Source organism: Ruegeria sp. CG8, from assembly GCF_056537165.1.
The window spans coordinates 23,596-48,816 of record NZ_JBQFRA010000007.1 but is presented as its reverse complement, the minus strand read 5'-3'; the positions used below and the strand labels follow the sequence as shown (position 1 = coordinate 48,816).

The 25,221-nt window shown below is 62.8% G+C and carries 26 protein-coding genes; 15 read left to right on the top strand and 11 right to left on the bottom strand.

Annotation, left to right across the window (positions count from 1 at the left end):
• Positions 1-9: 9 nt before the first annotated feature.
• Positions 10-1,428, bottom strand: coding sequence for a dihydrolipoyl dehydrogenase family protein (locus tag ACR0EF_RS17880; protein ID WP_170373377.1), 1,419 nt, complete (start codon positions 1,426-1,428; stop codon positions 10-12).
• Positions 1,429-1,431: 3 nt separating this feature from the next.
• Entirely contained in the window at positions 1,432-2,190 is a 759-nt protein-coding gene (locus tag ACR0EF_RS17875) for a TVP38/TMEM64 family protein (protein WP_254434039.1), read from the bottom strand.
• A gap of 268 nt (positions 2,191-2,458) precedes the next feature.
• Here ACR0EF_RS17875 and rpmH point away from each other — a divergent pair, with 268 nt between their 5' ends.
• The 15 genes from rpmH (at position 2,459) to ACR0EF_RS17800 (ending at position 15,706) form a co-directional block, all read left to right on the top strand.
• Positions 2,459-2,593, top strand: coding sequence for a 50S ribosomal protein L34 (gene rpmH / locus ACR0EF_RS17870; protein ID WP_005980833.1), 135 nt, complete (start codon positions 2,459-2,461; stop codon positions 2,591-2,593).
• A gap of 26 nt (positions 2,594-2,619) precedes the next feature.
• Complete coding sequence (gene rnpA / locus ACR0EF_RS17865; protein WP_170373376.1) at positions 2,620-3,042, top strand: ribonuclease P protein component; 423 nt, start codon at positions 2,620-2,622, stop codon at positions 3,040-3,042.
• A complete protein-coding gene (yidD, locus tag ACR0EF_RS17860; protein ID WP_170366389.1) occupies positions 3,039-3,278 on the top strand; it encodes a membrane protein insertion efficiency factor YidD in 240 nt (79 codons plus the stop codon). The genes rnpA and yidD overlap by 4 nt, the downstream gene beginning before the upstream one ends.
• A gap of 78 nt (positions 3,279-3,356) precedes the next feature.
• The gene (locus ACR0EF_RS17855; RefSeq protein WP_170372829.1) at positions 3,357-4,979 is read left to right on the top strand and encodes an acyl-CoA dehydrogenase family protein; all 1,623 of its coding nucleotides are present in this window, start codon (positions 3,357-3,359) and stop codon (positions 4,977-4,979) included.
• Between the two features lie 42 nt (positions 4,980-5,021).
• The gene (gene ttcA / locus ACR0EF_RS17850) at positions 5,022-5,915 is read left to right on the top strand and encodes a tRNA 2-thiocytidine(32) synthetase TtcA (RefSeq protein ID WP_170373375.1); all 894 of its coding nucleotides are present in this window, start codon (positions 5,022-5,024) and stop codon (positions 5,913-5,915) included.
• Between the two features lie 68 nt (positions 5,916-5,983).
• Entirely contained in the window at positions 5,984-7,534 is a 1,551-nt protein-coding gene (locus ACR0EF_RS17845) for a GGDEF domain-containing phosphodiesterase (protein ID WP_170372833.1), read from the top strand.
• Between the two features lie 116 nt (positions 7,535-7,650).
• A complete protein-coding gene (gene yidC, locus ACR0EF_RS17840; protein ID WP_170373374.1) occupies positions 7,651-9,477 on the top strand; it encodes a membrane protein insertase YidC in 1,827 nt (608 codons plus the stop codon).
• The gene (locus tag ACR0EF_RS17835; protein ID WP_170373373.1) at positions 9,474-10,211 is read left to right on the top strand and encodes an MOSC domain-containing protein; all 738 of its coding nucleotides are present in this window, start codon (positions 9,474-9,476) and stop codon (positions 10,209-10,211) included. Before yidC ends, ACR0EF_RS17835 begins: the two co-directional genes overlap by 4 nt.
• Complete coding sequence (yihA, locus tag ACR0EF_RS17830; RefSeq protein ID WP_170373372.1) at positions 10,208-10,861, top strand: ribosome biogenesis GTP-binding protein YihA/YsxC; 654 nt, start codon at positions 10,208-10,210, stop codon at positions 10,859-10,861. The genes ACR0EF_RS17835 and yihA overlap by 4 nt, the downstream gene beginning before the upstream one ends.
• An 8-nt stretch (positions 10,862-10,869) precedes the next feature.
• Positions 10,870-11,226, top strand: coding sequence for a DUF2946 family protein (locus ACR0EF_RS17825; protein WP_254434038.1), 357 nt, complete (start codon positions 10,870-10,872; stop codon positions 11,224-11,226).
• A gap of 66 nt (positions 11,227-11,292) precedes the next feature.
• Positions 11,293-12,696: a PepSY-associated TM helix domain-containing protein gene (locus tag ACR0EF_RS17820; RefSeq protein WP_170373371.1), complete on the top strand. Its 1,404-nt coding sequence runs from the start codon at positions 11,293-11,295 to the stop codon at positions 12,694-12,696.
• 155 nt (positions 12,697-12,851) lie between these two features.
• On the top strand, positions 12,852-13,715 hold the full coding sequence (gene argB, locus ACR0EF_RS17815) for an acetylglutamate kinase (protein WP_170372843.1): 864 nt from the start codon (positions 12,852-12,854) through the stop codon (positions 13,713-13,715).
• A gap of 52 nt (positions 13,716-13,767) precedes the next feature.
• Positions 13,768-14,562, top strand: coding sequence for a sterol desaturase family protein (locus tag ACR0EF_RS17810; RefSeq protein WP_170373370.1), 795 nt, complete (start codon positions 13,768-13,770; stop codon positions 14,560-14,562).
• A complete protein-coding gene (locus tag ACR0EF_RS17805; RefSeq protein ID WP_174825258.1) occupies positions 14,499-15,212 on the top strand; it encodes a 4Fe-4S dicluster domain-containing protein in 714 nt (237 codons plus the stop codon). Before ACR0EF_RS17810 ends, ACR0EF_RS17805 begins: the two co-directional genes overlap by 64 nt.
• Positions 15,209-15,706: a SixA phosphatase family protein gene (locus tag ACR0EF_RS17800; protein ID WP_170373368.1), complete on the top strand. Its 498-nt coding sequence runs from the start codon at positions 15,209-15,211 to the stop codon at positions 15,704-15,706. The genes ACR0EF_RS17805 and ACR0EF_RS17800 overlap by 4 nt, the downstream gene beginning before the upstream one ends.
• Positions 15,707-15,754: 48 nt before the next feature.
• On the opposite strand, the gene ACR0EF_RS17795 is transcribed toward ACR0EF_RS17800, so the two are convergent.
• The 9 genes from ACR0EF_RS17795 to ACR0EF_RS17755 all read right to left on the bottom strand — a co-directional run bounded on the left by ACR0EF_RS17795 (position 15,755) and on the right by ACR0EF_RS17755 (position 25,220).
• Positions 15,755-16,546, bottom strand: a complete 792-nt coding sequence (locus ACR0EF_RS17795) for an amino acid ABC transporter ATP-binding protein (RefSeq protein WP_170361666.1) — start codon at positions 16,544-16,546, stop codon at positions 15,755-15,757.
• A gap of 12 nt (positions 16,547-16,558) precedes the next feature.
• Positions 16,559-17,857, bottom strand: a complete 1,299-nt coding sequence (locus tag ACR0EF_RS17790; protein ID WP_170342939.1) for an amino acid ABC transporter permease — start codon at positions 17,855-17,857, stop codon at positions 16,559-16,561.
• A 3-nt stretch (positions 17,858-17,860) separates the two neighbouring features.
• Positions 17,861-19,093, bottom strand: coding sequence for an amino acid ABC transporter permease (locus tag ACR0EF_RS17785; protein WP_170361668.1), 1,233 nt, complete (start codon positions 19,091-19,093; stop codon positions 17,861-17,863).
• 126 nt (positions 19,094-19,219) lie between these two features.
• Positions 19,220-20,236, bottom strand: coding sequence for an amino acid ABC transporter substrate-binding protein (locus ACR0EF_RS17780; protein ID WP_170343472.1), 1,017 nt, complete (start codon positions 20,234-20,236; stop codon positions 19,220-19,222).
• 210 nt (positions 20,237-20,446) lie between these two features.
• A complete protein-coding gene (locus tag ACR0EF_RS17775; RefSeq protein WP_170373367.1) occupies positions 20,447-21,154 on the bottom strand; it encodes an ATP12 family chaperone protein in 708 nt (235 codons plus the stop codon).
• 4 nt (positions 21,155-21,158) lie between these two features.
• Complete coding sequence (locus ACR0EF_RS17770) at positions 21,159-21,830, bottom strand: HAD-IA family hydrolase (protein ID WP_170373366.1); 672 nt, start codon at positions 21,828-21,830, stop codon at positions 21,159-21,161.
• Positions 21,827-22,870, bottom strand: coding sequence for an RluA family pseudouridine synthase (locus ACR0EF_RS17765; protein WP_170373365.1), 1,044 nt, complete (start codon positions 22,868-22,870; stop codon positions 21,827-21,829). Before ACR0EF_RS17765 ends, ACR0EF_RS17770 begins: the two co-directional genes overlap by 4 nt.
• Positions 22,871-23,003: 133 nt before the next feature.
• Positions 23,004-23,810 (bottom strand): crotonase/enoyl-CoA hydratase family protein, encoded by an 807-nt coding sequence (locus tag ACR0EF_RS17760; protein ID WP_170373364.1) that lies wholly within the window; start codon positions 23,808-23,810, stop codon positions 23,004-23,006.
• A gap of 96 nt (positions 23,811-23,906) precedes the next feature.
• Entirely contained in the window at positions 23,907-25,220 is a 1,314-nt protein-coding gene (locus ACR0EF_RS17755) for a replication-associated recombination protein A (RefSeq protein WP_170373363.1), read from the bottom strand.
• Position 25,221: the final 1 nt, after the last annotated feature.

Here is a 25,221-nt window from a genome sequence, read left to right as displayed (position 1 = left end):
CTTTCCCGATCAGGGGATCCAGCGCTGGACCAGCCTGACCACTCGTTCAACCATCTGATTCTCAAACAGTCTTGGCGAGAAATAGGCGCCCGCCACCCGTTTGTTAAGCTCTCCGATCGTGGGATAGGGCGACACCATCGCCGCGATCTGGCTCATCTTCAGGTTATTGGCCAGCGTCAGAGACCACAAGTTGATCAGTTCGCCCGCCTGATGACCCACGATTGTGGCCCCCACCGGGCGCCCCTTGACGACCATGACCTTGATGAACCCGGTCGTTTTGCGTTCGGCCACGGCGCGATCGTTGTGGGCATAGTCGAACCGGGCGATCTCGACCTTGTCGCCGTGGCGGTCGCGCGCCTGCACCTCGGTCAGGCCGAGCTGGGCCAGTTCGGGGTCGGTATAGGTCGCCCAGGGGATGTGCGCCGTCTTGGCCTTGGACGGCAGCCCGAACAGGGCCGAACGGATGATGACCCCTGCGTGATACCCCGCCACATGGGTGAACTGCAGCCCGCCCGCGACGTCGCCGATCGCATAGACCTTTCGGTTGGTGGTGCGCAGGCTGTCATCCACCTTGATGCCCGTGCGCGTCTGGTCGATGCCGGCAGCCTGCAGGTTCAGGCGGTCGGTGTTGGCCTTGCGGCCCACCGCCAGCAGCAGGTGCGTGCCTGCATGGACCACGCCGTCCTCGGTGACGACCTCGACCGCCCCGGCCTTCCCGCGCACCCGGGCCACCATTGCATGTTCCAGAATTTCGACCCCTTCGGCGCGCAGAGCCTCCAATACCACTGCGGCCGCCTCGGGGTCATCCTTGCCCAGCGCCCGCGCGCCTTCGATCACCGTCACCTTGCAGCCCAGCCGGACATGGGCCTGCGCCATTTCCATGCCGATGGGTCCCCCGCCGATGATCAGCAGGTGGTCGGGCGTGTCGCGCAGGTCGAAGATGGTCTCGTTGGTCTCAAACGGCACGCCATCCAGCCCCGGGATCGGCGGCACCAGCGGGGACGAGCCCGTGGCCAGCACCACGCGACGGGCGGTGATGACGAAATCGCCGGCCTGAACCTGCCTGGGCGACAGAAAGGTCCCCCAGTCGCGAATGACGCGCACGCCGAAACCTTCGAACCGTTCCTGGCTGTCCATGGGCTCAATCTGCGCGATCACGTCCCGCACATGATCCTTGGCGGCGGCATAGTCCACCTGCGGCGCGTGGTCGGCAACGCCGAACGGCGCGGCATGGCTCTGCGCATGGGCCAGCTTGGCGCTGGCCAGCAGGGCCTTGGACGGGACGCAGCCATAGTTCAGGCAGTCGCCACCCATCTTATGCCCTTCCAGCAGGATCACGTCGGCGCCCATCTGGCTGGCCCCGGCAGCCACCGACAGGCCGCCCGACCCGGCCCCGATTACCAGGATGTCGGTCTTGAGCTCTTGCATGGATCAAAGGCCCCTTCGGCCGCGAATGAGTTTGAGGAGAATAGGCAAAGCCGCCAGCGCACACAGCCCCAGGATCGGGCCGATCACGAAAGGCTCGGTCAGCAGCGACAGGTCCGGCGTCTCGCCCCGGTCGAACACGCCACCCAGACCGACGCCGATCCAGGTATAGACGATGCCGCCCGGAATGATGCCCAGCGCCGTGGTCAGCAGAAAGTTCCGGAACTTTACCCCCACCAGCGCCGGCACCAGATTGGCGACAAAGAACGGCACCATCGGCACCAGCCGCATTAGGAACAGCACCGGGATCTCGTTCTCGCGCAACCCGTCCTTGATTCGCTTGACGGTGCCTTCCGAAGCCTCCAGCCGCGCCGTCAACGTCTCACCCAACCCCCAACGGGCCGCCAGAAAGATCGCCGAGGCCCCCACGGTTGCGGCAAATACGTTGAACACGGTGCCCGCGAACAGCCCGAACAGGAACCCGCCCGTCATCGAGGCCACGGCCGCACCGGGCAAAGAAAAGGTGACGATCAGGACGTAAAACAGGATGAAAACGCCCGCCAACGACCAGTAATTGGCATCGCGCCAGGCCAACAGCGCCTCGCGATTGTCGCGTAGGGTCTCAAAGGTCAGGTAGTCGCCCAGCGCAAAAAAGCCGACGACGGCAACCGTCAGGATCACGATCAGGGGAATATGTCGTGCCAGCCCGCTGCGCGGCACCTGGGTGGTTTCGGTCATTTCGTCGTCCGGGTTCGAATGCTTCATCTGCCCCACAAGATGCGCACTTGACCCTCTGTGCAACAGGGTCCTCACGCCGGGTTGAACACGCACCGGTTCAATGTGAGAAATCCGCCGTCCTCGGGCTGATTCTGAAACTTTTGCCCGGTCGCCCGACAGAATTGTTGCAAAAGGCACGAAAACCGTTGCGATGGGGTTTGACTTGCCCGCCGGTTCCCAGTAGAGGACGGGCTTCGAACACCACGGGCAGGCGAATCCGCGCCGCACCCGACCGCCAAAGATTGGAGACGGAGCGATGAAACGCACCTATCAGCCTTCGAACCTGGTTCGCAAACGCCGCCACGGTTTCCGCGCGCGCATGGCCACCAAGGCCGGCCGCAAGATCCTGAACGCACGCCGTGCCCGCGGCCGCAAGTCGCTGAGCGCATAAACCGCGCGACCTTTCAGGTTTTGAACATGACGCCGCCGGAGGCCCCTGTGGATGGCACTGACCACCCCGGGGATATGCCCCCGGCGGCGTCCGTTTGCGCGCCTGCCCTGTCGGTGCTGCGCAAGCGCAGCGATTTCCTCAGGGCCGCACGGGCGCGCAGACAGGGCACGCCTTCCATGATGGTGCAGGCCCGCAAGCGCGCCCCGGATGAGGCCGAGGGCATTCGTGTCGGATTCACCTGCTCAAAAAAGGTCGGCAATGCCGTAGCCCGCAACCGGGCCAAGCGCCGCCTGCGCGAGGCGGCCCGCGCCGTTCTGCCGGACCACGGCCGGGACGGGTGGGACTATGTCCTGATCGGACGGGCCGAGGTGACCGCCGCCCGCCCTTTTGACGCCCTGCTGGACGATCTGCGCCAGGGCCTGCGCAAGATCCACAGCCCGCGCAAATGACCCTGCTTGCCCATATCCTCGCGCTGCCCGTCCGGGCTTACCGGCTGATCTTCAGCCCGTGGGTGGGGTTCAACTGCCGCTATCAGCCGACCTGCTCGGCCTATGCGCTGGAAGCGCTGGAAAAGCACGGCCCGATCAAGGGCGCATGGCTGGCCGCGCGCCGCATCGGGCGCTGCCATCCCTGGGGCGGCGACGGCTATGACCCGGTGCCCGACGACACCCCCGACGCGCCCTGATCTGACACCCCGTCACGCTTGACCCAAGGGGGGTGCGCCGCTGAACATCGGTTTCAGCAACAACTCTCCGAGGCGCCCATGTCCAGATCCAACGCCCGCCAGTCTCTGCCCACGCATGAGGTGACGAACCAACCGCCCGAGCGCAACGACGTTGACCTGTGGACCTCGGACCCGGTTCTGAGGGACTGCGCCACGCGCGCCGGGGCGCGGGCGGCCTCGCTGGCCGCCTACGGGGCCGCTCTGGGCCGAGCCGAAACGCGCGACGCCGGGCGCGACTCCAACCTGCACCCGCCCGAACTCTGCCTGTTCGACCGGGGCGGCCGCCGCCTGGACGAAGTGCGGTTCCACCCGGCCTATCATCACATGATGGATCTGAGCCAATCGGCAGGCTATGCCGCACTGGCTTGGGACGGAGCGCCGGGCGGTCACGCGACCCATGCCGCGATGGTCTATCTGGCCAGCCAGGTCGAGCCGGGCCATTGCTGCCCGCTGACCATGACCTATGCCGCCGTGCCGGCGCTGGCCGCCAACCCCGAACTGGCCGAAATCTGGCGCCCGAAACTGACCGCCGACACTTATGACCCAGCCCCCCGCCCGATCAGAGAAAAACGCTCGGCGACCTTGGGCATGGCGATGACCGAAAAACAGGGCGGCTCGGACGTGCGCGCCAATACCACCACGGCCACCCGCGACGGCGATGCTTGGCGGCTGCGCGGCCACAAATGGTTCTGCTCGGCCCCGATGTCCGACGGGTTCCTCACGCTGGCGCAGGCGCCCGGCGGGCTGACCTGCTTTCTGGTGCCCCGCTGGCTGGAAGGCGAGCGCAACGCCATCCACCTGATGCGCCTCAAGGACAAGCTGGGCAACCGCGCCAATGCCTCGTCCGAGGTCGAGTTCCATGACGCGCTGGCCTATCAGCTGGGGGATGAGGGGGCCGGCGTGCGCACGATCATCGAGATGGTGCATCACACCCGGCTCGACACCGCGATGGCCCCCGCCGGCCTGATGCGCGCGGCCCTGTCCGAAGCACATCACTGGGTCAGCCATCGCAGCGCCTTTCAGCGCCGCCTGATCGACCAGCCTCTGATGCGCGCAGTTCTGGCCGATCTGGTGCTGGACTGGGAAGGCGCGCTGACGCTGGGCCTACGTGTGGCCCGCGCCTTTGACGGAAACACCGCCGAAGACCGCGCCTTTGCCCGGATCGGGGTGGCGCTGGCCAAGTTCCTGTCGAACAAGCGCTGCCCGGTCGTGGCGGTCGAGGCGATGGAGGTGCTGGGCGGCATGGGCTATGTCGAGGACACGCCGATGCCGATGATCTATCGCGAGGCCCCCCTGAACGGCATCTGGGAGGGGTCCGGCAACGTGATCTGCCTGGACATTCTGCGCAGCCTTGCGCGCGATCCGCTGGCCGCGCAGACCGTGCAGGCCGAACTGGACGCCGCAACCGGAGCCGACCGCCGCTATGACGCCGCCCTGAAGGCGCATCGTGACCGCTGGCCGACCCTGCCCCCCGAGACCGAGGCCCGCTGGTTCGCCGAGGCCACCGCGCATCTGCTGACCGCCGCACTGCTGCTGCGCCATGCGCCCGGTGCGGTGGCCGATGGATACATCGCCACCCGGGTTCTGGGCGAAAGCGGGCGCATTCCCGGATCGGTCTCCGGGCTGGACACCGATGCCCTGCTGGGCCGGCTGTCCGGCTAGGCGGACCTTGCCCGGCCGGCGCATCTGCGGTAGGGGCTGCGCATGTTCGACGAAGCCGACGATATCCATCCGCAGTTTGCCGGTGCGCCCTCGACCACCGAGTTCAAGAAACTGCGAAAACGCATCGTGCGCCAGACGCGCGAGGCGATCGAGCAATACGGCATGGTTGACCCGTCGGCCCACGAAAAGGACGGCAAGCCGCCGCGCTGGCTGGTCTGCCTGTCCGGCGGCAAGGACAGCTATACCCTGCTGGCCGTTCTGTACGAGTTGAAATGGCGCGGCCTGCTGCCCGTGGACCTGCTGGCTTGCAATCTGGATCAGGGGCAGCCGGGCTTTCCGGCCACCGTGCTGCCCGAGTTTCTGGAACGGGTGGGCGTGCCGCACCGGATCGAGTATCAGGACACCTATTCCATCGTGGTCGACAAGGTGCCGCAGGGGCGCACCTATTGCGCCCTGTGCTCGCGTCTGCGCCGTGGCAACCTGTACCGGATCGCGCGCGAGGAAGGATGCTCGGCCGTGGTGCTGGGGCATCACCGCGATGACATTCTGGAAACCTTCTTCATGAACCTGTTCCACGGCGGCCGTCTGGCGACCATGCCCCCGAAACTGGTGAACGAAGAAGGCGACCTGTTCGTCTACCGCCCGCTGGCCCATGTGGCCGAGGCCGATTGCGAGAAATTCGCCAAGGCGATGAACTATCCGATCATTCCCTGCGACCTGTGCGGCAGTCAGGACGGCCTGCAACGCCAGCAGGTCAAACAGATTCTGGACCAATGGGAAAAGAACAGCCCCGGACGCCGGCAGGTGATGTTCCGTGCGCTTACCAATGCTCGGCCTTCGCACCTTCTGGACTCGAAACTTTTCGATTTTGCCGGCCTGATGCTGGACCCCGGCAAAAACGGCGAAAATCCGGAAGAGATTCCGCTTCTGCGTTAACGTCTGGCTCAGATTGATTTCCTAGCCTCCCATTGGACGCAGTTCGCGCAATTGGAAGGCCGGAATCGATGCTGAAAAAATTCTCACCCCAGAGTCTCCAGAATGCTCTGCTGACCGTTCTGGCAATGCCGCAGGTTTTGGCATTCGTACCTGCATTGTGCCTGGCTGCTTTCTGGCTGGGCGGCGACACGGCGTTGGTCGTTGTCGCCCTGGGGCTACCCTTGTTGTTTTCGGCCGCCCAACGGCTGCAACCGGGTGTGGGTCTTGGTTCGGCGACGCACATGCGGCCCAGGGGACTGTTACCACGTGATGTTTTCTACGCCGAGATGGAGTATTTGCACAGCACATCGCGGGCAACCGGAGAGGATTCAGCCTGCATCGTTGTGTCACTGGATGATTTCGACGATATTGAAGAGCTGCACGGAACCGCGGCAGCCGGCTATGTGGCAGGGCGCTTCTGCGACCGCATCCTGGCGGTGATCCGAAGCGAGGATATTGCAACACGCCTGTCGAGAAACACGTTCCTGATCGGGTTGCGGCCCTCACGGCATCTGGACTTGGAAAGCTGCATCCAAACCTCGGGCCGCATACAAAGCACGGTGGAGGAACCGATCGCTTTGGACAATGCCAGCCTCTATCTGTCCTGCTCTGCTGGATTTTGCCTGCACTCTGCCGTTGCCGATGAAGCGCCGGACAGCTGGATCGAGGCCGCTCGGGCCGCGCTGGCCGAAGCACAGCGGAACGGGCCTTCCACGATCCGCGCCTACTCCGAGGCCACGCGACGCAGATCAGTCGTCCATATCAATTTCCGCAAGGAGTTGGAGACTGCTCTGGAAACCGGTCAGATCCGCCCATGGTTTCAACCACAGGTTTCAACGGACACCGGCGACATCACCGGGTTTGAGGCCCTTGCTCGATGGGAACACCCTTCCAAGGGAGTTGTCGGGCCGCAGGTGTTTCTGCCTTTTGCCGAACAGGCCAAGCTGATGGACAAGTTGGGCCAGACGATCCGCCACCACGCCTTTCGCGCGATGCGTGACTGGGACTGCGCTGGCGCCGTCATTCCTCGGATCGGCATCAACTTTTCGTCGGACGAATTGCGGGACCCCTCACTTGTTGACCGGGTGCGATGGGAGTTGGACCAGTTCGACCTTTCGCCGGACCGGCTGGCTGTGGAAGTCCTTGAAACCGTTTTTTCGCGCCGCCCCGATGATGTCATCACCCGCAACGTGACCCAGTTGTCCAAGCTCGGCTGTTGCATCGATCTGGACGATTTCGGCACTGGTCACGCATCATTTTCGTCGATCAAACGCTTTGATGTCTCCCGCATCAAGATCGACCGGTCTTTCGTGTCCAATGCGGACCGGGAACCGTCCCAGCAGCAAATGGTCAGCGCCATTCTGATGATGGCCGAGAGATTGAACCTTGAAACCCTGGCCGAGGGGGTGGAAACCCCCGGCGAGCACGCGCTGATGGCGCAATTGGGGTGTCACCATGTCCAAGGGTTTGGGATCGGCAAGCCGATGCCGGTCGAGCATACGCTCGGCTGGATCAAGGACCGCCGCGCGAAACTGGAAGGCGCACCGCGGATTGGCCGCGAAATGGGCCGGAAATCCTGATTTCGGGGACTGGATTGCCCTACACTCACGATTTCCGGGGCGATTCCGCTTGACCTTTTGGGCTGCACTCTGTTGAACCCTGCGGTGTCTTTCACTGCTCAAGGTGGCTGTCCCAGATGGACGATCAGAACAAGAATCTCATCCTTGCAACCGCGCTTAGTTTCCTTGTGATCCTGGTCTGGTTTGTGCTGTTCCCTCCGCCGGAACCGGCCACAACACCTGAGCAGACTGAGATCAGCGCCTCGGAGGGGGAAGAGATTCAGACGCCCAGCGCCGGAAGCACGACTGTCGGCGAGGCAACCGCCACCGCAGAGGAAACCTTGCCGGAAGCCACCGCGCCGCGGATCCAAATCGACACGCCGCGTCTGTCGGGCAGCCTGTCGCTTTCGGGTGGACGGATCGACGAACTGTATCTGAAAGACTACAAGGTCTCGATCGACGAAGGCGCTCCGATCGTCGAACTGCTGTCGCCCGTTGGGTCCAATTCGGCCTACTACGCCCTCTACGGGTGGGCGCCCGGTGCCGGTTTGGCTGGCTCGGACGTGCCGGGCCCGAATACCATCTGGACGCTGGAACAGGGCGAGACTCTGTCGGTAGACAGCCCCGTAACCCTGAAATGGGAAAATGGCGCGGGCCTGACATTCCGCCGCACGATCGGTGTGGATGCGGATTACATGTTCACCGTGACCCAATCCGTCGAAAACGGCACCGGAGCCGAGGTCGGAATGGCCCCATACGGCATTCTGGCCCGCCACGGCATCGGCGAGGATGGCGATCTGCCGGGGTTGAAGAACTTCTTCATCCTGCATGAAGGTGTGATCGGCATGGCCGACGGGACCCTGTCCGAGGTCGACTATGGCGATGTCCGCGATTTCGACATCGACCCCAACGAACGGGCGCAGGCCGAGGTCTATCAGGTCAAGGAAAACGGCTGGATCGGCTTTACCGATCATTATTGGATGACCACGCTGATCCCCGATCCGGGGTCGGCTTTCAAGGCGGCCGCGAAATATGACGCGCGTCGGAAGATCTACCAGGCGGAAACGGTGTTGCCGACGATGACGGTTGCCCCCGGCGAATCCGCCGAGGTTACCACCCGGCTGTTTGCCGGGGCCAAGGAATGGGAGACCATCCGCGAATATCAGGCCCAGGGCGTTCAGAAGTTTATCGACAGCATTGACTGGGGTTGGTTCTTCTTTCTGACCAAGCCGATCTTCTGGCTGCTGCACAACATCAACGCCCTGATCGGCAACATGGGTTGGTCGATCATCGGGCTGACCCTGATCATCAAGGCAATCCTGTTCCCTCTGGCGTTCAAATCCTACGTCTCGATGGCGAAGATGAAGGAACTGCAGCCACAAATGGAAGCCCTGAAAGAAGCTGCTGGCGACGACCGCCAGAAGATGCAGCAGGGCATGATGGAGCTGTACAAAAAGGAAAAGGTCAACCCGGCCGCCGGCTGTCTGCCGATCCTGATGCAGATCCCGATCTTCTTTTCTCTCTACAAGGTGATCTTCGTCACCATCGAACTTCGGCAAGCCCCCTGGTTCGGTCCTTTCCGGGACCTGAGTGCGCCGGATCCAACCTCGATCATCAACTTCTTCGGCTGGCTGCCGTGGGCCGGACCTGAGCCGGGCACGCTGATGGCGACGATTTTCATCGGCATCCTGCCGCTGCTGCTGGGGATCTCGATGTGGCTGCAGCAAAAGCTGAACCCGGCGCCCACCGACGCGACCCAGGCCATGATCTTTGCCTGGATGCCATGGGTATTCATGTTCATGCTGGGCAGCTTTGCCAGCGGCCTGGTCGTTTACTGGATCGCGAACAACACCATCACGTTCACCCAGCAATACCTGATCATGCGCAGCCAGGGCTATACGCCGGATGTGTTTGGCAACATCAAGTCGGGGTTCAAGAAAACCCCCAAGACGGACAAGAAATGACCGGACAAGTCACGCAGATCTGGCGCCATCCGATCAAGAGCCATGGCAGGGAATCCCTGCAGGAAGTCACCGTTATCCCCGGGCAGACCATGCCCGGGGATCGCGTTTGGGCGGTGGCGCATGAGATGTCCAAGGCCGACGGATCCGAGTGGGCGCCCTGCGCCAATTTCAGCCGCGGCTCTAAGGTGCCCCAGCTGATGGCGATATCGGCCGTTCTGGACGGGGATCGCGTGACCCTCAGCCACCCGGATCGGCCCGATCTGACCTTCCACCCGGACACAGAACAAGACCTGTTTCTGGAGTGGGTCCGCCCGCTGATGCCCGCCGACCGCGCCGCATCGGCGCGGGTCGTCCGGGTTCCTGGCCGTGGTATGACCGACAGTGACTATCCTTCGGTCAGCCTGTGCAACATGGCCTCGCACCGGGCGGTCGAGCAGCGTCTGGGCCGCGAACTGTCGATCTGCCGCTGGCGTGGCAACATCTGGTTCGATGGCCTTCCTCTTTGGGAAGAATTCGATTGGCTGGATAAGGATGTGCAGATCGGCGAGGCCGTATTTCACGTGCGCGAACGGATTACGCGCTGCATGGCAACGACTGCGAACCCCGACACCGGAGTGCGGGACGCGGATACGCTGGGCGCTCTGCGCAGCTGGGACCATCAGGATTTCGGAGTATACGCCGAAGTCATTCGCCAAGGCACGATCCGCCCCGGAGACAAGGTGCAGGTTCTATGAAAGCTCTGCCATTTCCCCTGGCGGCCGATCCCGACGACCACGCAAATGAGGCCGGCCGCAAGCTGTTTGCCGGACCGTCCGAGTTCGTCAAGGGCGTGGTGGCAATGAACGGCCTGCCCGCCCCCGACCGGCTTGAGGTCTGTTTCGCCGGCCGCTCGAACGTGGGCAAGTCCAGCCTGATCAACGCTCTGACCGGCACCAAGGGGTTGGCTCGCGCCTCGAACACGCCGGGCCGCACGCAAGAGATCAACTTTTTCACCCAGGGCCCCGACCTGTATCTGGTTGACCTGCCCGGCTATGGCTATGCCAACGCGCCGGTCAAGGTGGTCGAGAAATGGCAACGCCTGCTGAAACAGTATCTGAGCGGGCGGCAGACCCTGCGCCGGGCCTTCGTGCTGATCGACTCCCGCCACGGCGTGAAACCCGTGGATGACGAGATCATGAAGCTGCTGGACACCAGCGCCGTGACCTTTCAATGCGTGATGACCAAGGCCGACAAGGTCAAGGCCAAGGACCGCGAAAAGGTTCTGGAACAGGTGCGGGGCGCCCTGTCCAAGCACCCCGCCGCCTATCCCGAGATCGTGCTGACCTCGTCCGAGAAGGGCGACGGCATCCCGACGCTGCGTTCGATCATCGCCAATTTGGAATGATGCTGCGGATGCGCTTCATTTCGGTGCTGACGCTGGTTGCCGTGATGGTAGCCGGTACAATCCCGATGGGCTGGATGCCCACGCGCAGCTCGGACGGGGCGATCCTGATGGTGATCTGCACCGGCGACGGCCCGGTCGAGCGCTGGATCGATCCGGGCGAGGACGCCCCGGACCACAACGAAACCGACGAACGCAGCGCCTGCCCCTATGGCGGGATTGTTCTGGCAGGCCAATTGCCCGAAGTCGGTGCAGTGCTGCCCGCCGACTGGCCGATTGCCGCGCGTTGGGCGCATGTGGATTTCACCCATCGCAGCGCGGGCTTTTACGCCCGGTACGATGCCCGGGGTCCACCCCACCTCTCCTGAAACCGCGAACAAGACCTGAAACCTCGGCCGCCCGGCCGGGGACGTTCCGAATTTCTGGAGACTGAAATGGCACAAGACAGCCAAACCGGGGTCGCGCAGACGGCCCGGCGCGAGCACGCGCAAAAATTCTATAGGGCCGCTTGGCGGTGGCACTTCTATGCGGGCCTTTTTGTTGTCCCCTTCCTTATCATCCTGGCGGTGACTGGCCTGATGATGATGTTCATTACCCAATCCGATGGCCGCGACGGAGAAAAGATCGCGGTCGAGATCACGGGCCAGGCGATGCCCGCATCCGAACTGGCCGATCTGGTGCAGGCCCGCGTACCGGGCCGCGTGGTCGAATGGATCGGCCCCAAGGCGCCGGAGCTGGCAACCGTGTTCCGCGTCAAGGCCGAAACCGGCCAGCGCATGGTGGCGATCGACCAGTATTCCGGCGAGGTGATCCAGGTCTGGGACCGCCGCGCGGGGTGGTACGATCTGGCCGACAACATCCACTCCACCCTGCTGATGGGCGATACTGGCGACCGGATTCTGGAAATCGCGGCCGGGATGGCGCTGCTGCTGGTGTTCACCGGCCTTTACATGTGGTGGCCGCGCGGCAACGTGGTGGCGGCCCTGGTGCCCGACCTGCGGGCGCGGGGCCGGGCCCTGTGGAAATCTCTGCACGCGGTCACCGGGTTCTGGATGTCGCTGTTGCTGGTCGGGTTCCTGATCTCGGGCATGTCCTGGACCGGGATCTGGGGCGGCAAGTTCGTGCAGGCCTGGAGCAGCTTTCCGGCCGAGAAATGGGACGACGTCCCACTGTCGGACGACCTGCATGCCAGCATGAACCACGGCAGCCAGAACGACGTGCCCTGGGCGCTGGAACAGACGCCGATGCCGGCCTCGGGTTCGGAAGCGGGCGTGGCCGGGGTACCGGCGGGCGTTGCGGTCAATATCGATGCGATGGTTGCGCTGGGTGAGTCCCTGGGCATGCAGAACCGGTTCCGCGTCGCCTATCCCAACGGTGACACGGGCGTGTGGACCCTGAACCGCGACAGCATGAGCGGCGATTCGACCGACGCCACCGAGGACCGCACCGTCCATGTCGACCAGTACACCGGAAAGATTCTGGCCGACGTGCGGTTTCAGGACTACTCGCTGATGGGCAAGGCAATGGCGGTGGGCATTCCTCTGCATATGGGTCTGGCGGGTCTGTGGAACTTTGTCCTGAACGTGGTGTTCTGCCTGTCGGTGATCTTTGTCTGCGTGTCCGGCGTTGTCATGTGGATCAAGCGGCGGCCCTCCGGCGCCAGCCGTCTAGCGGCGCCGCCGATGCCGTCTGAGATGCCCCTGTGGAAGGGCGCGGTGCTGGTCGGGCTGTTCACGGCCATGGCCTTTCCGCTGGTCGGGCTGACGCTGCTTGCGGTGCTGGCCGTCGACCTGCTGGTGGTCAGCAACATCCCCGCGGTTCGGCGCACATTCAGTTGACCGGTTCGGGCGGTGCCCCTGTGGTCCGCCCGTCTGCGTGGCGCGACAGCGTCCCCCTTTTGGCGCGCCACGCAACAAAACCTGCGGCCTACCCGTTCCGGGCTTGGCAGGTCCGGCCAAAGGCCCTAACAGGGAAGGCCAGAGGGACGACAGCCATGAAGAAACAGGACATGAACCGGGATTGGATAGCCACCGCCGCCACGCTCAACAGCGCCCTGCCCTATCTGCAGCGCTATGACGGGGCAATCGTCGTGATCAAGCTGGGCGGGCACGCCATGGGCAGCGACGAAGCGATGGAGAGCTTTGCCCGCGACGTGGTGCTGATGCGTCAGGTCGGCGTGAACCCGGTGGTCGTGCATGGCGGCGGGCCGATGATCAACGCGATGCTGGACAAGCTGGACATCCAGTCGGACTTCGTGAACGGTAAGCGCGTCACCGATGCCGCCACGGTCGAAGTGGTCGAGATGGTTTTGTCCGGCGTGGTCAACAAGCGCATCGTGCAAGCCATCAATGCCCAGGGTGGAACGGCCGTCGGCCTGTCGGGCAAGGATGCCAACCTGATGACCTGTGAGCAGACCGATGCGTCGCTGGGCTATGTCGGCACGCCCGCCGAAATGAACCCCAAGATCCTGCACGACCTGTTCTCGCACGACGTAATCCCGGTGATCGCTCCGCTGGGGGCGGGCCGCAATGGCGAGACGTTCAACGTGAACGGCGACACCGCCGCCGGGGCGATCGCCTCGGCACTGAAGGCCGATCGCCTGCTGCTGCTGACGGACGTGTCCGGCGTCAAGAACGCTGCCGGAGAGGTCGTGACCGAGTTGAAGGCTGGTCAGATCCGCGAGATGACCCGCGAGGGCACCATCGCGGGCGGCATGATCCCCAAGACCGAAACCGCGCTGGACGCGCTGCACAGCGGCGTGCGCGCCGTGGTCATTCTGGACGGCCGTGCCCCCAATGCCGTGCTGCTGGAATTGTTCACCGAACATGGTGCGGGGTCTCTGATCCGCCCCGACTGAAGCGAGCAAGCCCGCCCTTGCAGTTCACATTCACATGCTTAAAATTGAATGCATGGAGCGTGAACTCATCATCCGCTTGGGCATCTTTCTGACGCTGTTTCTGGCCTTCGCATTGGCCGAAAGGCTTGCCCCGCGCCGTCCACTACGCGTGCCTCGATCGCGCCGCTGGCTGACCAACCTCTCGGTCACCCTTTTGAACACACTGACACTGCGGGCGATGGCGATCGGGTTCCCTTTGCTGGCGGTCGGGGCGGCTTTGGATGCCGGCCGGTTAGGCGTCGGAGTTTTCAACACTCTGGACTGGCCCAAATGGGTCGAGGTCACCCTTTGTGTCCTGGTGCTGGATTTCGCCATCTGGGCACAACATCTGATCACCCACAAGGTACCGATCCTGTGGCGTCTTCATCGTGTGCACCACGCAGACCGGGATATGGATGTCACCACGGCCGTTCGCTTTCACCCGGTCGAGATCGCCTTGTCGATGGGTTTGAAGATCAGTCTCGTCTACCTGCTGGGACCCAGCGCGCTGGCGGTCATCCTGTTCGAAGTCCTGCTGAACGGCACCGCTTTGTTCAACCATTCGAACATCCGCCTGCCCGCCGCCGTGGATGCCGCCATGCGCCGAATATTGGTCACACCGGACATGCACCGGGTCCACCATTCGGTGCTGCGCAGGGAACATGACAGCAATTATGGCTTTGCATTATCCATCTGGGATCGTTTGATGGGGACGTATGTGGCACAGCCCGAGGCCGGCCACGACGACATGACGGTGGGGCTGGAATGGCAGGACGATCGACCGACGAAGCTGGGGTGGAGCCTCGCTCTGCCGTTTCGGCGCAAGTGACCTATGATCAAGTGGTTTCCGCATCTGAGGCCGCGGGCCTGGTCCTCATGGGCGCGCAACACCCGCGGGTGAGTGGCGCCAAACAGTTGGATAGTGGCACGCTTATTCTGCTCGGGGCAGGCAGCAGCTTTTGGCCGGTCCTCACCGCTTCGGCCGAGTGGTTGGACGGCAAGCCGGATCCGGTCGACCGTTGGTCGCTCCGAGTGGTCGGCACTCTTGCAGAAAACCTGCGCGCCCAGGCGTGGTATCCATTCGGCGGCCCCCCGTATGCGCCATTCATAGATTGGGCGTTGAAATCGGGACGTACGTTTCAAAGCCCGGTGGGCGCGCTGGTGCACGACACGGTGGGAATGATGATTTCATTCCGTGGGGCCCTGCATTTTGATCACGAGTTCGACATTCTCGTCGCAGATGACCCGTCGCCATGTATCAATTGCCCTGCGCCCTGCGCATCGGCCTGCCCGGTTGGGGCCTTGAACGCCAAGACGTTCTATGACGTCGACGCCTGCCACGGCTACCTGAGAACTCCGCCCGGTCAGGCCTGCATGACACAGGGATGCGCGGCCCGGCTGGCCTGTCCGCTCAGCGCCGGGGCCGGACGTCGGGCCGAGCAATCCGCCCATCACATGAGAGCCTTTCACCCGGAATGACCCGCACGCTTATCCTGACCCGCCACGCGAAATCCAGTTGGGACCATCCCGGCCTGCCCGATCATGACCGACCGTTGAACAAGCGCGGCCGAACTTCGGCCTCCGCCATCGGCGATTGGCTGCGGCGCAAGGGGTACTTGCCCGACGAGGTCCTGAGTTCTTCATCCGAACGCACGCGCGAGACCTGGCTTCGGATGGGGCTGAGTGCGTCCAACATCCGGTTCCTCTCCGAACTCTATCATGCCTCGCCCGATCAGATCCGGCAGGCGCTGTCCAGGGCGACGGGTCAAACGGTCCTGCTGCTGGGCCACAATCCGGGGATCGCGGAATTCGCGGAACGTATTGCTCGGTCTGCACCAGAGCACCCGCGCTTCCTCGACTATCCGACCTGTGCGACCACGGTTCTTCAACTTGATCTGGCGGACTGGTCCGGAATAGGTTGGCACGGCGGCCAGGTGATCGAATTCGTCACGCCGCGCGCGTTGCTGGAATGAAAAAGGGCGGGATCACCCCGCCCTTTCCAACGTAGTACTCAACCCGCGTCAGTGACCCAGAATCTGGCTGAGGAACAGCTTGGTGCGTTCGCTCTGCGGGTTGTTGAAGAACTCTTCCGGCTCGTTCTGTTCAACGATCTGACCGGCATCCATGAAGATCACCCGGTTTGCCACCTGGCGGGCAAAGCCCATCTCGTGCGTTACGCAGAGCATGGTCATGCCTTCCTCGGCCAGTTCGATCATCGTGTCGAGCACCTCTTTGATCATCTCGGGGTCCAGAGCGGAGGTCGGCTCGTCGAACAACATGATCCGCGGCATCATGCACAACGAGCGGGCAATCGCCACACGCTGTTGCTGACCACCGGACAGCTGTCCCGGATACTTCAACGCCTGATCGGGGATCTTCACCTTCTCAAGGAAATGCATCGCGCGCTCTTCGGCCTCTTTCTTGGGCGTTTTGCGCACCCAGATCGGGGCCAGCGTGCAGTTTTCCAGAATGGTCAGATGCGGGAATAGGTTGAAGTGCTGGAACACCATGCCAACCTCGGACCGGATCTTGTCGATGTTCTTCAGATCGTTCGACAACTCGGTTCCGTCCACCACGATCTTGCCCTGCTGGTGTTCTTCCAGCGCGTTCAGGCAGCGGATCAGAGTGGATTTGCCCGACCCCGACGGCCCCGCGATCACGATCCGCTCGCCCTGATTGACGGTCAGATTGATGTCGCGCAGCACGTGGAAGGACCCGTACCACTTGTTCATGTTGGTAATTTCGATGGCGACCTCGTCGCTCACCTGCATTTTAGAGCGGTCAATTTCGCGGTCGATTGCAAGTTCAGACATGTGTTGAACTCCTTAGTGATGATCCGTGGCAAGGCGACGCTCGAGCCACTGGGAATATTGAGAGATGCCGTAGCAAACGACGAAGAACAGAAGCGCGGCAAAGCCCAGAAGCTCCCAATAGACGCCGTTCCATTCGGTCGACGCCAGGATGGGACCCCGGATCATGCCCACCAGATCGAACATCGAGATGACCGAAACCAGCGTGGTATCTTTGAACAGACCAACGGCCACGTTCACGATACCAGGGATTGAGATCTTCAAGGCCTGCGGCAGGATGATCAGACGCATCGCCTGCGGGTAGTCCAGGCCCAGGCTGTCTGCTGCCTCATACTGACCGCGCGGAAGCGCAGCCAGACCGCCGCGGATCACCTCGGCGATATAGGCGGCAGAGAACATTGTGATCATGATCACGACGCGCAGGAACAGGTCGACCGTGCTGTCAGGCGGGAAGAAATAGGCCAGCATCACCGAAGCCACGAACAGCAGCGTGATCAAAGGCACGCCACGGATGAATTCGATGAAGATGACGCAAACCCACTTGATCAGCGGCATATCGGACTGACGACCCAGAGCCAGTGCAATACCCAAGGGCAAGGACAGTGACACACAGGTCACGCCCAGCATCAGGTTCAGCATAAAACCACCCAGGTCACGGCTGGGCACCGCAGTCAGCAGCGCACCTTCGTTGGCGTCTTCGGGAATGAGTGCCCCGCCGACATTCCACACGACCAGCGCCACGACAATGGCCCCAAAGAACCCGGCTGCAAAGCTGTTGCGGCCAAATTTCTGGAACACCACGCCTGCCGCGACACAGCCCAGCAGGGCCACGATGGGCACCATGATGGTTCCACCCCAAATCAGCCAGAAAGCGATAAACGGGTAGAGCGCCGTAAACAGCAGCAACTTACGAGGCAGGTCGAAGAACAGAACAGGTGCCACAGCGACCAGCATCAGCACAAACGCCAGGTTCGGGCGCCAATACGCTTCTACTGGATATTTGAACCCGTAGATCAGTTGATGCCAGCGTTCGGTCAGAACTGCGAAACAGGCCCCGGTCTTGCCGTCCAGAATCTCGCGGCATTGCGCCAGCGAGTCCGCATTCCAAACGCCGTTCAAAATCCACGGCAAGGTGTTCTTGAGAAGCACATAGATCAGCAGAATCGACAGAAGGGTAAGGATCGTGTTTGTGACACCCGAGAACAGGTTCTCGCGCAGCCATTTGACGATACCCGTCTGGTTTGCCGGCGGAGGTGACGGAGGAATGGTGCCGTCGGCCACAAATGCGATCGGATTTGTTGTTTGATCAGCCATGGCTCAGCGCTCCTTCAACTTGACGGATGCGTTGTAGATGTTCATCGCCATCGAAATCAGCAGCGAGGCTGTCAGATAGAACAGCATCAGCAGCAAGACGCACTCGATCGCCCGACCGGTTTGGTTCAGCGTGATGCCACCCAGCGTTGCGGTGATATCCGCATAGCCGACTGCAATCGCAAGCGACGAGTTCTTGGTGATGTTCAGATATTGCGAGATCAACGGCGGGATGATGACCCGCAGCGCCTGAGGCAGGATCACAAGATTCATGATCCGACCGGGACGCAGGCCCAACGCGGCCGCAGCCTCGGTCTGGCCTTTTGAAATCGCCTGAATACCCGCACGTACGTTTTCTGCGATGAAGGCGCCGGTATAGATCGACAAAGCGAACCACAATGCGATCAGCGGACCGCCGACCTTGATACCACCGCTGAAGTTGAAACCTTTCAGAGCGGGGACATCCCAGGTCAGGCCCATCAAAATCATCAGCAGTGCAAAAGGCACGAGCCAAACTGCAAGTTTCACAAGGCCAGTCTTTGGACGCTCGCCCGTCTGTTCCTGTTTGAGCGTGGCGCGTTTCTCAATTTCACGAGACGCAAACCAGGAAGCGACCAAAACCGCGATGACCAGCAGCCAATTCAGAAAGGTCGAACCGAACAGCCCATTCGCAAACTCGGGGCGCGGGACATAGACGCCGCGGTTGGTAAAGGCGAACAGATCAAACAGCATGCTGGATGTTGGGTTATCGCCCCGGAACTCCCTCGGTCCCGGCAGAACGGCTGTCATGATCGTGAAGATGATGATGATCCAGATCAGAACCGGAATATTCCGGAAGATTTCCACGTAGACCGCCATCAGCTTGGATACGAGCCAGTTGTTTGACAGGCGTAAAACACCTGCGATCACGCCAAACACCGTCGCAGTGATACAAGCCAGGAATGCAACCAAAAGCGTGTTGAGAATGCCGACGACAGCCGCACGCCCATGCGAGGACTGGCTGTCATATTCGATCAAACGCTGGTTGATGTCATACCCGGACGGATCGCCCAAGAAAGAATAGGAAATGTTGAGCCCTGCGGCCCTAAGGTTCTGGATCAGGTTGTTACCAAGATACCAGATGCTGAGCGCAATAACGATTGCCGCGATCACCTGAAATGTAAGAGAGCGATAGCGTGTATCGTTTATGAGCATCGACAACCGAAAGTCAGCCTTCGGTGGGTCAGTCATAGTCGACATATTTTGGGATCCCCGTGCTTTTCGGACGCTTCCTTCCCGGCAGGGTTTTCCCCGCTCCCGAGCAGCCCGTAGCATTCTGTTCTGCAAAAAAGGGCGCAGGTTGCCCTGCGCCCTTTTCCGTGGATTTTAGCGGAACGGCGGCGAGTACAGCAGACCACCATCGGTCCACTGTGCGTTCAGACCGCGTGCCAGACCGATCGGGGTTTCCTCACCGATGTTCTTGGCAAACACTTCGCCGTAGTTGCCACCCGCCTTGATGGCGCGCATGGCCCACTGTGCGTCCAGACCCAGCATCTCGCCCAGGGTGCCTTCGCTACCCAGCAGACGGTTGATTTCCGGGTTCTCGGTGCCTGCAGCCATCTCGTCGATGTTCGCCGAGGTGATGCCCAGCTCTTCGGCCGAGATCAGAGCGTTCAGGGTCCAGCGAACGATGTCGCCCCACTCGTTGTCGCCGTGACGGACCAGCGGGCCAAGCGGCTCTTTCGAGATGATTTCGGGCAGCAGAACGTGATCACCGGGGTTTTCGAACGTGGCGCGGGTTGCGGCCAGGCCCGAAGCGTCGGTGGTGTAAACGTCACAGGCACCTGCCAGGTACTGCTGCTGCGCTTCGGCGTTGGTTTCGATCGGAACCGGCTCGTAGCTGATGTTGTTCGAGCGGAAGAAGTCCGCCAGGTTCAGCTCGGTGGTGGTGCCGGTCTGGATGCAGACAGTGGCGCCGTCCAGTTCCTTGGCCGAGCTGACGCCCAGTGCCTTGGGAACCATGAAGCCCTGACCGTCGTAGTAGTTCACACCCACGAATTCGAACTTCAGGTCGACGTCGCGGCTGAAGGTCCAGGTGGTGTTGCGGGCCAGCATGTCAACTTCGCCCGAAGCCAGAGCGGTGAAGCGGGTCTTGCCGGTGGTGGGAACGAATTCAACAGCATTCGCGTCACCCAGAACGGCGGCGGCTACTGCGCGGCATACAGCAACGTCAAAGCCCTGCCATTCGCCATTCGCGTCAGGTGCAGCAAAGCCAACCAGACCGGTGGTAACACCGCAGTTCAGCTTGCCGCGCGCTTTGACGTCGTCCATGGTTCCTGCCGCGGCCGCGCCGGCAGCAAGACCGGCAATCGTCGCCGCGCCCAAGATTACGGATTTTTTCATTTTTACCTCTTCCTGATTTCCCGCCCCATCCCGGGACGGATCTTGTCCGACACACAAAGGTAGCCGGATAGGTTACCCCAAAGGTGTCTCCCCTTTAGTGCGCCCGAGTTTGGGCGCATTCATAAACAAACGTCAAGGGTCGGATCAGTGAAAACGATATGTTCCCGGCAAGGCAACTGCCCAAGCCTCTCAAATCAGGACCAGAAAGGCTCAAACCGATAGATCGTAGAAGGTTTTCGCGTGCAAAAAGGCGATCTTCTTCAATTCGGCGCCTTGGACCGCCTCTTCGTCGTCCCCCCATTGCTCGGCCTGCCACGATTCATCCAGCCGAGAAATGCGCCATATCTCGTCCGGTTTGCGCCAGTTTTGGGCAGCGGCAAAACCCAGAATCAACGAACCCGACAGACTCACAAGGTCGTGAAACGCCGCCAAACGGAACGCGTCCAGGTCGTGAACCTGCCGACGCAGCCGGTCCAGTGCCTCCGGGGCCTGAGGCTGATGCCGTACGCCTTCAACCGGGATCAGTCTGGCGCCCAGCGTTTCCGCGGCCCAGTCCAGCGCGGGGTCCCATTCACGGCGCTGACGTTCGATCAGGGCTTCCGGGTGTGTTGCGCGATAGCACAGCAGGTCCGAATCGCCATAGTCCGACAACATGTCGGCAACTTCCGCGTGCTGATGCTGCACCTTGTCGATTGCCGCGTTGGCCGAGCGGGTGAAGGGCATCGCCGCCGGATCGATTTCCTTTTCCTGCGCGTCCCACTCGCGGGCCACCGCCTCGGCCATGGCCCGGGTGGGCAGGACCAGAGCAGCCTTGGCCGGTGTCCGCACCCGGCGGCCATCCAACTCGACGGTAAAACCGCTATCGGTCGCGACCACGGCACTGGCTGTCCAAAAGCGTTTCGGTTTCCACTCACTCATATCGTTATCCCCAGACTGCGGACAGGACGCCGGGCAGCTGCTCGAACCGGTCGATCACCGCGGTCGCCGCACCCAGCTGCGACCGTTCATGATAGCCCCAGCCCACGCCGATCCCCGCAACCCCGGCGGCCCGCGCCATTTCCATGTCAAAGCTGGTGTCGCCGATCATCACCGCATCACCGGCCGACACCCCTGTTTCAAAAAGCGCCGTTTCGATCATCGAGGGATGCGGCTTGGATGGATGATAGTCCGCCACCTGACGGGTAACGAAGACCGAATCCAAACCGTGCGCCTCGAGCAAGGCATCCAACCCCCGCTGCGATTTACCCGTCGCCACGCCCAGAAGGATCTCGGGCACGGCCTGCAACGATCCGATAACCTCGCGCGCGCCGGGATAGAGCGGTGAACTTGCCGCCCCCATCTCAAGCCGATGAGCGTGATACGCCTCTTTGTAGCCCTCGACCAACCGGCGTTGAGTTGCCTGCGACTGATCCGGCGCGAGGCGCGCGATTGCAATCGGCAAGGACAGCCCCACGATCGACAGGATCGCCGCGCGATCCGGCACCGGAAGGGACAGAGCCTGAAAACTGGCGGTCATGGCTGACACGATGCTGGCCTGGCTGTCCACCAGCGTCCCGTCAACATCGAACAGAACCAGGCGCAGAGGCGCGGTCATTGCAACTCCTCGAACGGGTCCTCGGCGGCCAGATCCTCGGTCCATCCCAAGGTGTCCCAGCTGTCCTTCATGTGCGGCGGCAGCGGAGCGTTGATCGTGATCTGCTTGCCGGTCATCGGATGCTTGAACGACGCGGTTCGGGCGTGCAGATGCAGCTTCTTGCTGATGACGCCGCCCAATTGTGCGCCCCAGCCGTCGCCCAGGTTTTCCTGACCCGAGCCGCCATATTTACCATCGCCGACGATCGGGTGCCCGATGGCCGCCATATGCGCGCGCAGCTGGTGCGTGCGGCCGGTGACAGGCTCCATCGCGACCCAAGATGCGCGCCCCGCCACCCGATACAGCGTGGCATAAAGCGTATGGGCCCGTTTGGCACCCGGCGTGCTGTCGATCTCGTTCAGGTGGACGGCGATCATCTTTTCGCCCTCGCCCTGCTTGCCATGGCCGGGGGCCTTGACCAGCCCGGTCTTGATCTCGCCCAGATACGGGGTCGGCACACCAGCCACCAGCGCCCAATAGATCTTGCGCGTGTTGCGATGCCGGAAGGCCGCGGTCAGCCCCTTGGCCGCTTCGCGCGTACGCGCCATCAGCAGAACGCCCGAGGTGTCCTTGTCGAGCCGGTGCACCAGCCGCGGGTTCTCGTCATAGCCAAAACGCAGCGCCTCGGCGAGGCCGTCCACATGCCGGGCCTGGCCGCTGCCGCCCTGAACGGGCAGGCCATGGGGCTTGTTCAGTGCCAGCACGTGGTCGTCGCGATAGATCACGCAGGACTGGATCATTTTCGCATCGGCATCCGTCACGCGGGGGCGGGCCGGGGCCGGTTTGTGATCCGGGTCCGGCAGGGGCGGCACGCGCACCACCTGCCCCGCCTGCAAGCGGGTCGAGCCCTTGACCCGGCCGCCGTCCACGCGCAGTTCACCCTTGCGGCACATCTTTTCGATCCGGCCCTGGCTGACATGCGGGAACAGGCGCCGCAACCAGCGGTCCAACCGCTGGTCGCCGTCGCCCGGCTCGACCGTGATCATCTGTACGCCGCTCATGCCAATACCCCTTGCGACCGGATGCTGCGCGCCCGGAAAATCGCCCGTGTCAGTGCCTCAGAAAACATCCGCGTCTGTCGCGCGCCGCAAGGCAAGAGTCAAGCAGGCTGACGGGTTCGGGGGCCAAGGCCGCTCAGATATCAGTGAAATCCCCGTGCCGCCCGGCCCCATCGCGGAACCGAGCCGCGCCGGATGTGCCCTCGCGGCGGATGGCGTCCAGCCCGTTGGCCCATTCGACCTTCAACGCCTCGTGCATCGGCATCCCCCGGGTTTCGATGATCGAGCGGCGGTCGGCGCGGACGGCCTCCTGCGGGAACCGGGCAATCTCTTGCGCCATCGCTTCAGCCGCCATTCGGGTTTCACCCTGCGGCACGATTTTCTCGGCAAGTCCGATCCGTTCGCACTCGTCAGCCTTGACCTTGCGCCCTGTCAGCGCGATCTCGAGCGCCTTGCCCTGCCCGACCAGCCGCGGCAGCCGCACCGAACCGCCATCCATCAGCGTGATCCCCCAGCGGCGGCAATAGACGCCCATATAGGCGTCCTCGGCCATCACCCGGATGTCGCACCACAGGGCCAGTTCCATGCCGCCGGCCACCGCAGCACCTTCGATCGCGCCGATGACCGGCTTGGACAGCTCCAGTCGCGATGGACCCATCGGCCCCAGCAACGACGGCGCCGCCCCGATTGAAAAGGCGTGCTTGTCGAAATACGGCTCGCGCAGGTCCGGGTCGGACAGCGTGGCTGCCATCTTGAGGTCCCAGCCCGCGCAGAAATTGCCGCCCTTGCCCCAGAACACGGCAGCTTTGGCCGTGCTGTCCTCGAAGGCGATGAAGGCCTCGGCCAAGGCTGCCGCGTGTTCGGCATCCACGGCGTTTCTGGACTGGGGCCGGTCGTGGATGATAGTCCACACGTCGTCTGTCTTGTCGATGGAAACGGTCATCTGCGCTCCTCCCTTGCGGCATGTAACCCTAGGGAAACCCGGGCACGCCTTGGGTGTCGCGCAGAACGCGACGGCACGGGCTGATCTGACCTTGCGTCACGACCCGCTGCGTTGACTGCGCAGTTTCGAAAAGTAGTCCAGACGCTTTTTCAACTCGCGCTCGAACCCGCGTTCGACTGGCTGGTACAGGACCGGGCGTTTCATGGTCTCGGGAAAGTAGTTCTGCCCCGAGAACCCGTCCTCGGCATCGTGGTCATAGGCATAGCCCGCGCCGTAACCCTGATCCTTCATCAACCCGGTCGGCGCGTTCAGGATGTGTTTGGGCGGCGGCTCGCTGCCCGACTGCTTGGCCAGGCGCATCGCCGCCTTGTAGCCCACATAGGCCCCGTTGGATTTGGGCGCCAGCGCCAGATACACGACCGCCTGCGCCAGCGCCAACTCACCCTCGGGCGACCCGAGCCGCTCGTAAACTTCCCACGCATGCAGGCAGATCGACTGGGCCTGCGGATCGGCTAGGCCGATATCCTCGACCGCCATCCGGGTGATGCGGCGGGCCAGGTATCGCGGATCCTCGCCCCCGGTCAGCATCCGGGCTAACCAGTACAGCGCCGCATCCGGGTCGGACCCGCGCACCGATTTGTGCAGTGCCGAGATCAAATTGTAGTGCTCGTCCCCCGACTTGTCGTATTTCGCGGCGCGTCGCATCAGGCGCTTGGCCAAAGCGTCGGGGTCCAGCGGCGCGTCCACCGACCAGGCCGCGATCTGTTCGATCAGGTTCAACAGCGCCCGGCCGTCTCCATCCGCCATTTCCTGCAGCGCGTCCCGCGCCGCGGGTGTCAGGGGCAGCGCCTTGCCCAGCTCTTTTTCGGCACGCTGTGTCAGGCGTTCCAGATCGGCCAGATCCAGCCGTTCCAGCACCAGCACCTGCGCGCGGCTGAGCACGGCGGCGTTCAACTCGAACGAAGGGTTTTCGGTGGTCGCGCCCACCAGAAGGATCGTCCCGTCCTCCATATGCGGCAGGAACCCGTCCTGCTGGGCCTTGTTGAAACGATGGATCTCGTCCACGAACAACAGCGTCCCCCGGCCGTTCCGCCGCCGCAACTTGGCGGCCTCGAACACCTTCTTGAGGTCAGGAACACCGGTGAAGATCGCGCTGATCTGTTCGAAATGAAGGTCGGTTTCCTTGGCCAGCAGCCGCGCGATCGTGGTTTTGCCCACCCCCGGCGGCCCCCAGAAGATCAGGCTGGACAGGCTGCCCGACGCCAGCATCACCCCCAGCGGCGCCTCTGAGCCCAGAACCTGTTGCTGCCCGATCACGTCGGACAGCGCCTGGGGCCGCAGGCGGTCGGCCAGCGGGCGGTTCGGGGCCGGTTCCGAGGACTGGCCTTCGGTGTCGAAAAGGTCACTCATG

Bases quoted from the DNA above. Each gene is read 5' to 3' on its own strand.
- ACR0EF_RS17835 (WP_170373373.1), top strand. From the start codon at position 9,474: ATGACCGGACAAGTCACGCAGATCTGGCGCCATCCGATCAAGAGCCAT.
- rpmH (WP_005980833.1), top strand. From the start codon at position 2,459: ATGAAACGCACCTATCAGCCTTCGAACCTGGTTCGCAAACGCCGCCAC.
- yidD (WP_170366389.1), top strand. From the start codon at position 3,039: ATGACCCTGCTTGCCCATATCCTCGCGCTGCCCGTCCGGGCTTACCGG.
- ACR0EF_RS17765 (WP_170373365.1), bottom strand. From the start codon at position 22,870: ATGAGCGGCGTACAGATGATCACGGTCGAGCCGGGCGACGGCGACCAG.
- ACR0EF_RS17795 (WP_170361666.1), bottom strand. From the start codon at position 16,546: ATGTCTGAACTTGCAATCGACCGCGAAATTGACCGCTCTAAAATGCAG.
- argB (WP_170372843.1), top strand. From the start codon at position 12,852: ATGAAGAAACAGGACATGAACCGGGATTGGATAGCCACCGCCGCCACG.
- ACR0EF_RS17790 (WP_170342939.1), bottom strand. From the start codon at position 17,857: ATGGCTGATCAAACAACAAATCCGATCGCATTTGTGGCCGACGGCACC.
- ACR0EF_RS17810 (WP_170373370.1), top strand. From the start codon at position 13,768: ATGGAGCGTGAACTCATCATCCGCTTGGGCATCTTTCTGACGCTGTTT.
- ACR0EF_RS17825 (WP_254434038.1), top strand. From the start codon at position 10,870: ATGCGCTTCATTTCGGTGCTGACGCTGGTTGCCGTGATGGTAGCCGGT.
- ACR0EF_RS17770 (WP_170373366.1), bottom strand. From the start codon at position 21,830: ATGACCGCGCCTCTGCGCCTGGTTCTGTTCGATGTTGACGGGACGCTG.
- ACR0EF_RS17805 (WP_174825258.1), top strand. From the start codon at position 14,499: ATGGCAGGACGATCGACCGACGAAGCTGGGGTGGAGCCTCGCTCTGCC.
- ttcA (WP_170373375.1), top strand. From the start codon at position 5,022: ATGTTCGACGAAGCCGACGATATCCATCCGCAGTTTGCCGGTGCGCCC.
- ACR0EF_RS17820 (WP_170373371.1), top strand. From the start codon at position 11,293: ATGGCACAAGACAGCCAAACCGGGGTCGCGCAGACGGCCCGGCGCGAG.
- ACR0EF_RS17855 (WP_170372829.1), top strand. From the start codon at position 3,357: ATGTCCAGATCCAACGCCCGCCAGTCTCTGCCCACGCATGAGGTGACG.
- ACR0EF_RS17780 (WP_170343472.1), bottom strand. From the start codon at position 20,236: ATGAAAAAATCCGTAATCTTGGGCGCGGCGACGATTGCCGGTCTTGCT.
- ACR0EF_RS17775 (WP_170373367.1), bottom strand. From the start codon at position 21,154: ATGAGTGAGTGGAAACCGAAACGCTTTTGGACAGCCAGTGCCGTGGTC.
- ACR0EF_RS17875 (WP_254434039.1), bottom strand. From the start codon at position 2,190: ATGAAGCATTCGAACCCGGACGACGAAATGACCGAAACCACCCAGGTG.
- ACR0EF_RS17755 (WP_170373363.1), bottom strand. From the start codon at position 25,220: ATGAGTGACCTTTTCGACACCGAAGGCCAGTCCTCGGAACCGGCCCCG.
- yidC (WP_170373374.1), top strand. From the start codon at position 7,651: ATGGACGATCAGAACAAGAATCTCATCCTTGCAACCGCGCTTAGTTTC.
- ACR0EF_RS17880 (WP_170373377.1), bottom strand. From the start codon at position 1,428: ATGCAAGAGCTCAAGACCGACATCCTGGTAATCGGGGCCGGGTCGGGC.
- rnpA (WP_170373376.1), top strand. From the start codon at position 2,620: ATGACGCCGCCGGAGGCCCCTGTGGATGGCACTGACCACCCCGGGGAT.
- ACR0EF_RS17760 (WP_170373364.1), bottom strand. From the start codon at position 23,810: ATGACCGTTTCCATCGACAAGACAGACGACGTGTGGACTATCATCCAC.
- ACR0EF_RS17800 (WP_170373368.1), top strand. From the start codon at position 15,209: ATGACCCGCACGCTTATCCTGACCCGCCACGCGAAATCCAGTTGGGAC.
- yihA (WP_170373372.1), top strand. From the start codon at position 10,208: ATGAAAGCTCTGCCATTTCCCCTGGCGGCCGATCCCGACGACCACGCA.
- ACR0EF_RS17845 (WP_170372833.1), top strand. From the start codon at position 5,984: ATGCTGAAAAAATTCTCACCCCAGAGTCTCCAGAATGCTCTGCTGACC.
- ACR0EF_RS17785 (WP_170361668.1), bottom strand. From the start codon at position 19,093: ATGTCGACTATGACTGACCCACCGAAGGCTGACTTTCGGTTGTCGATG.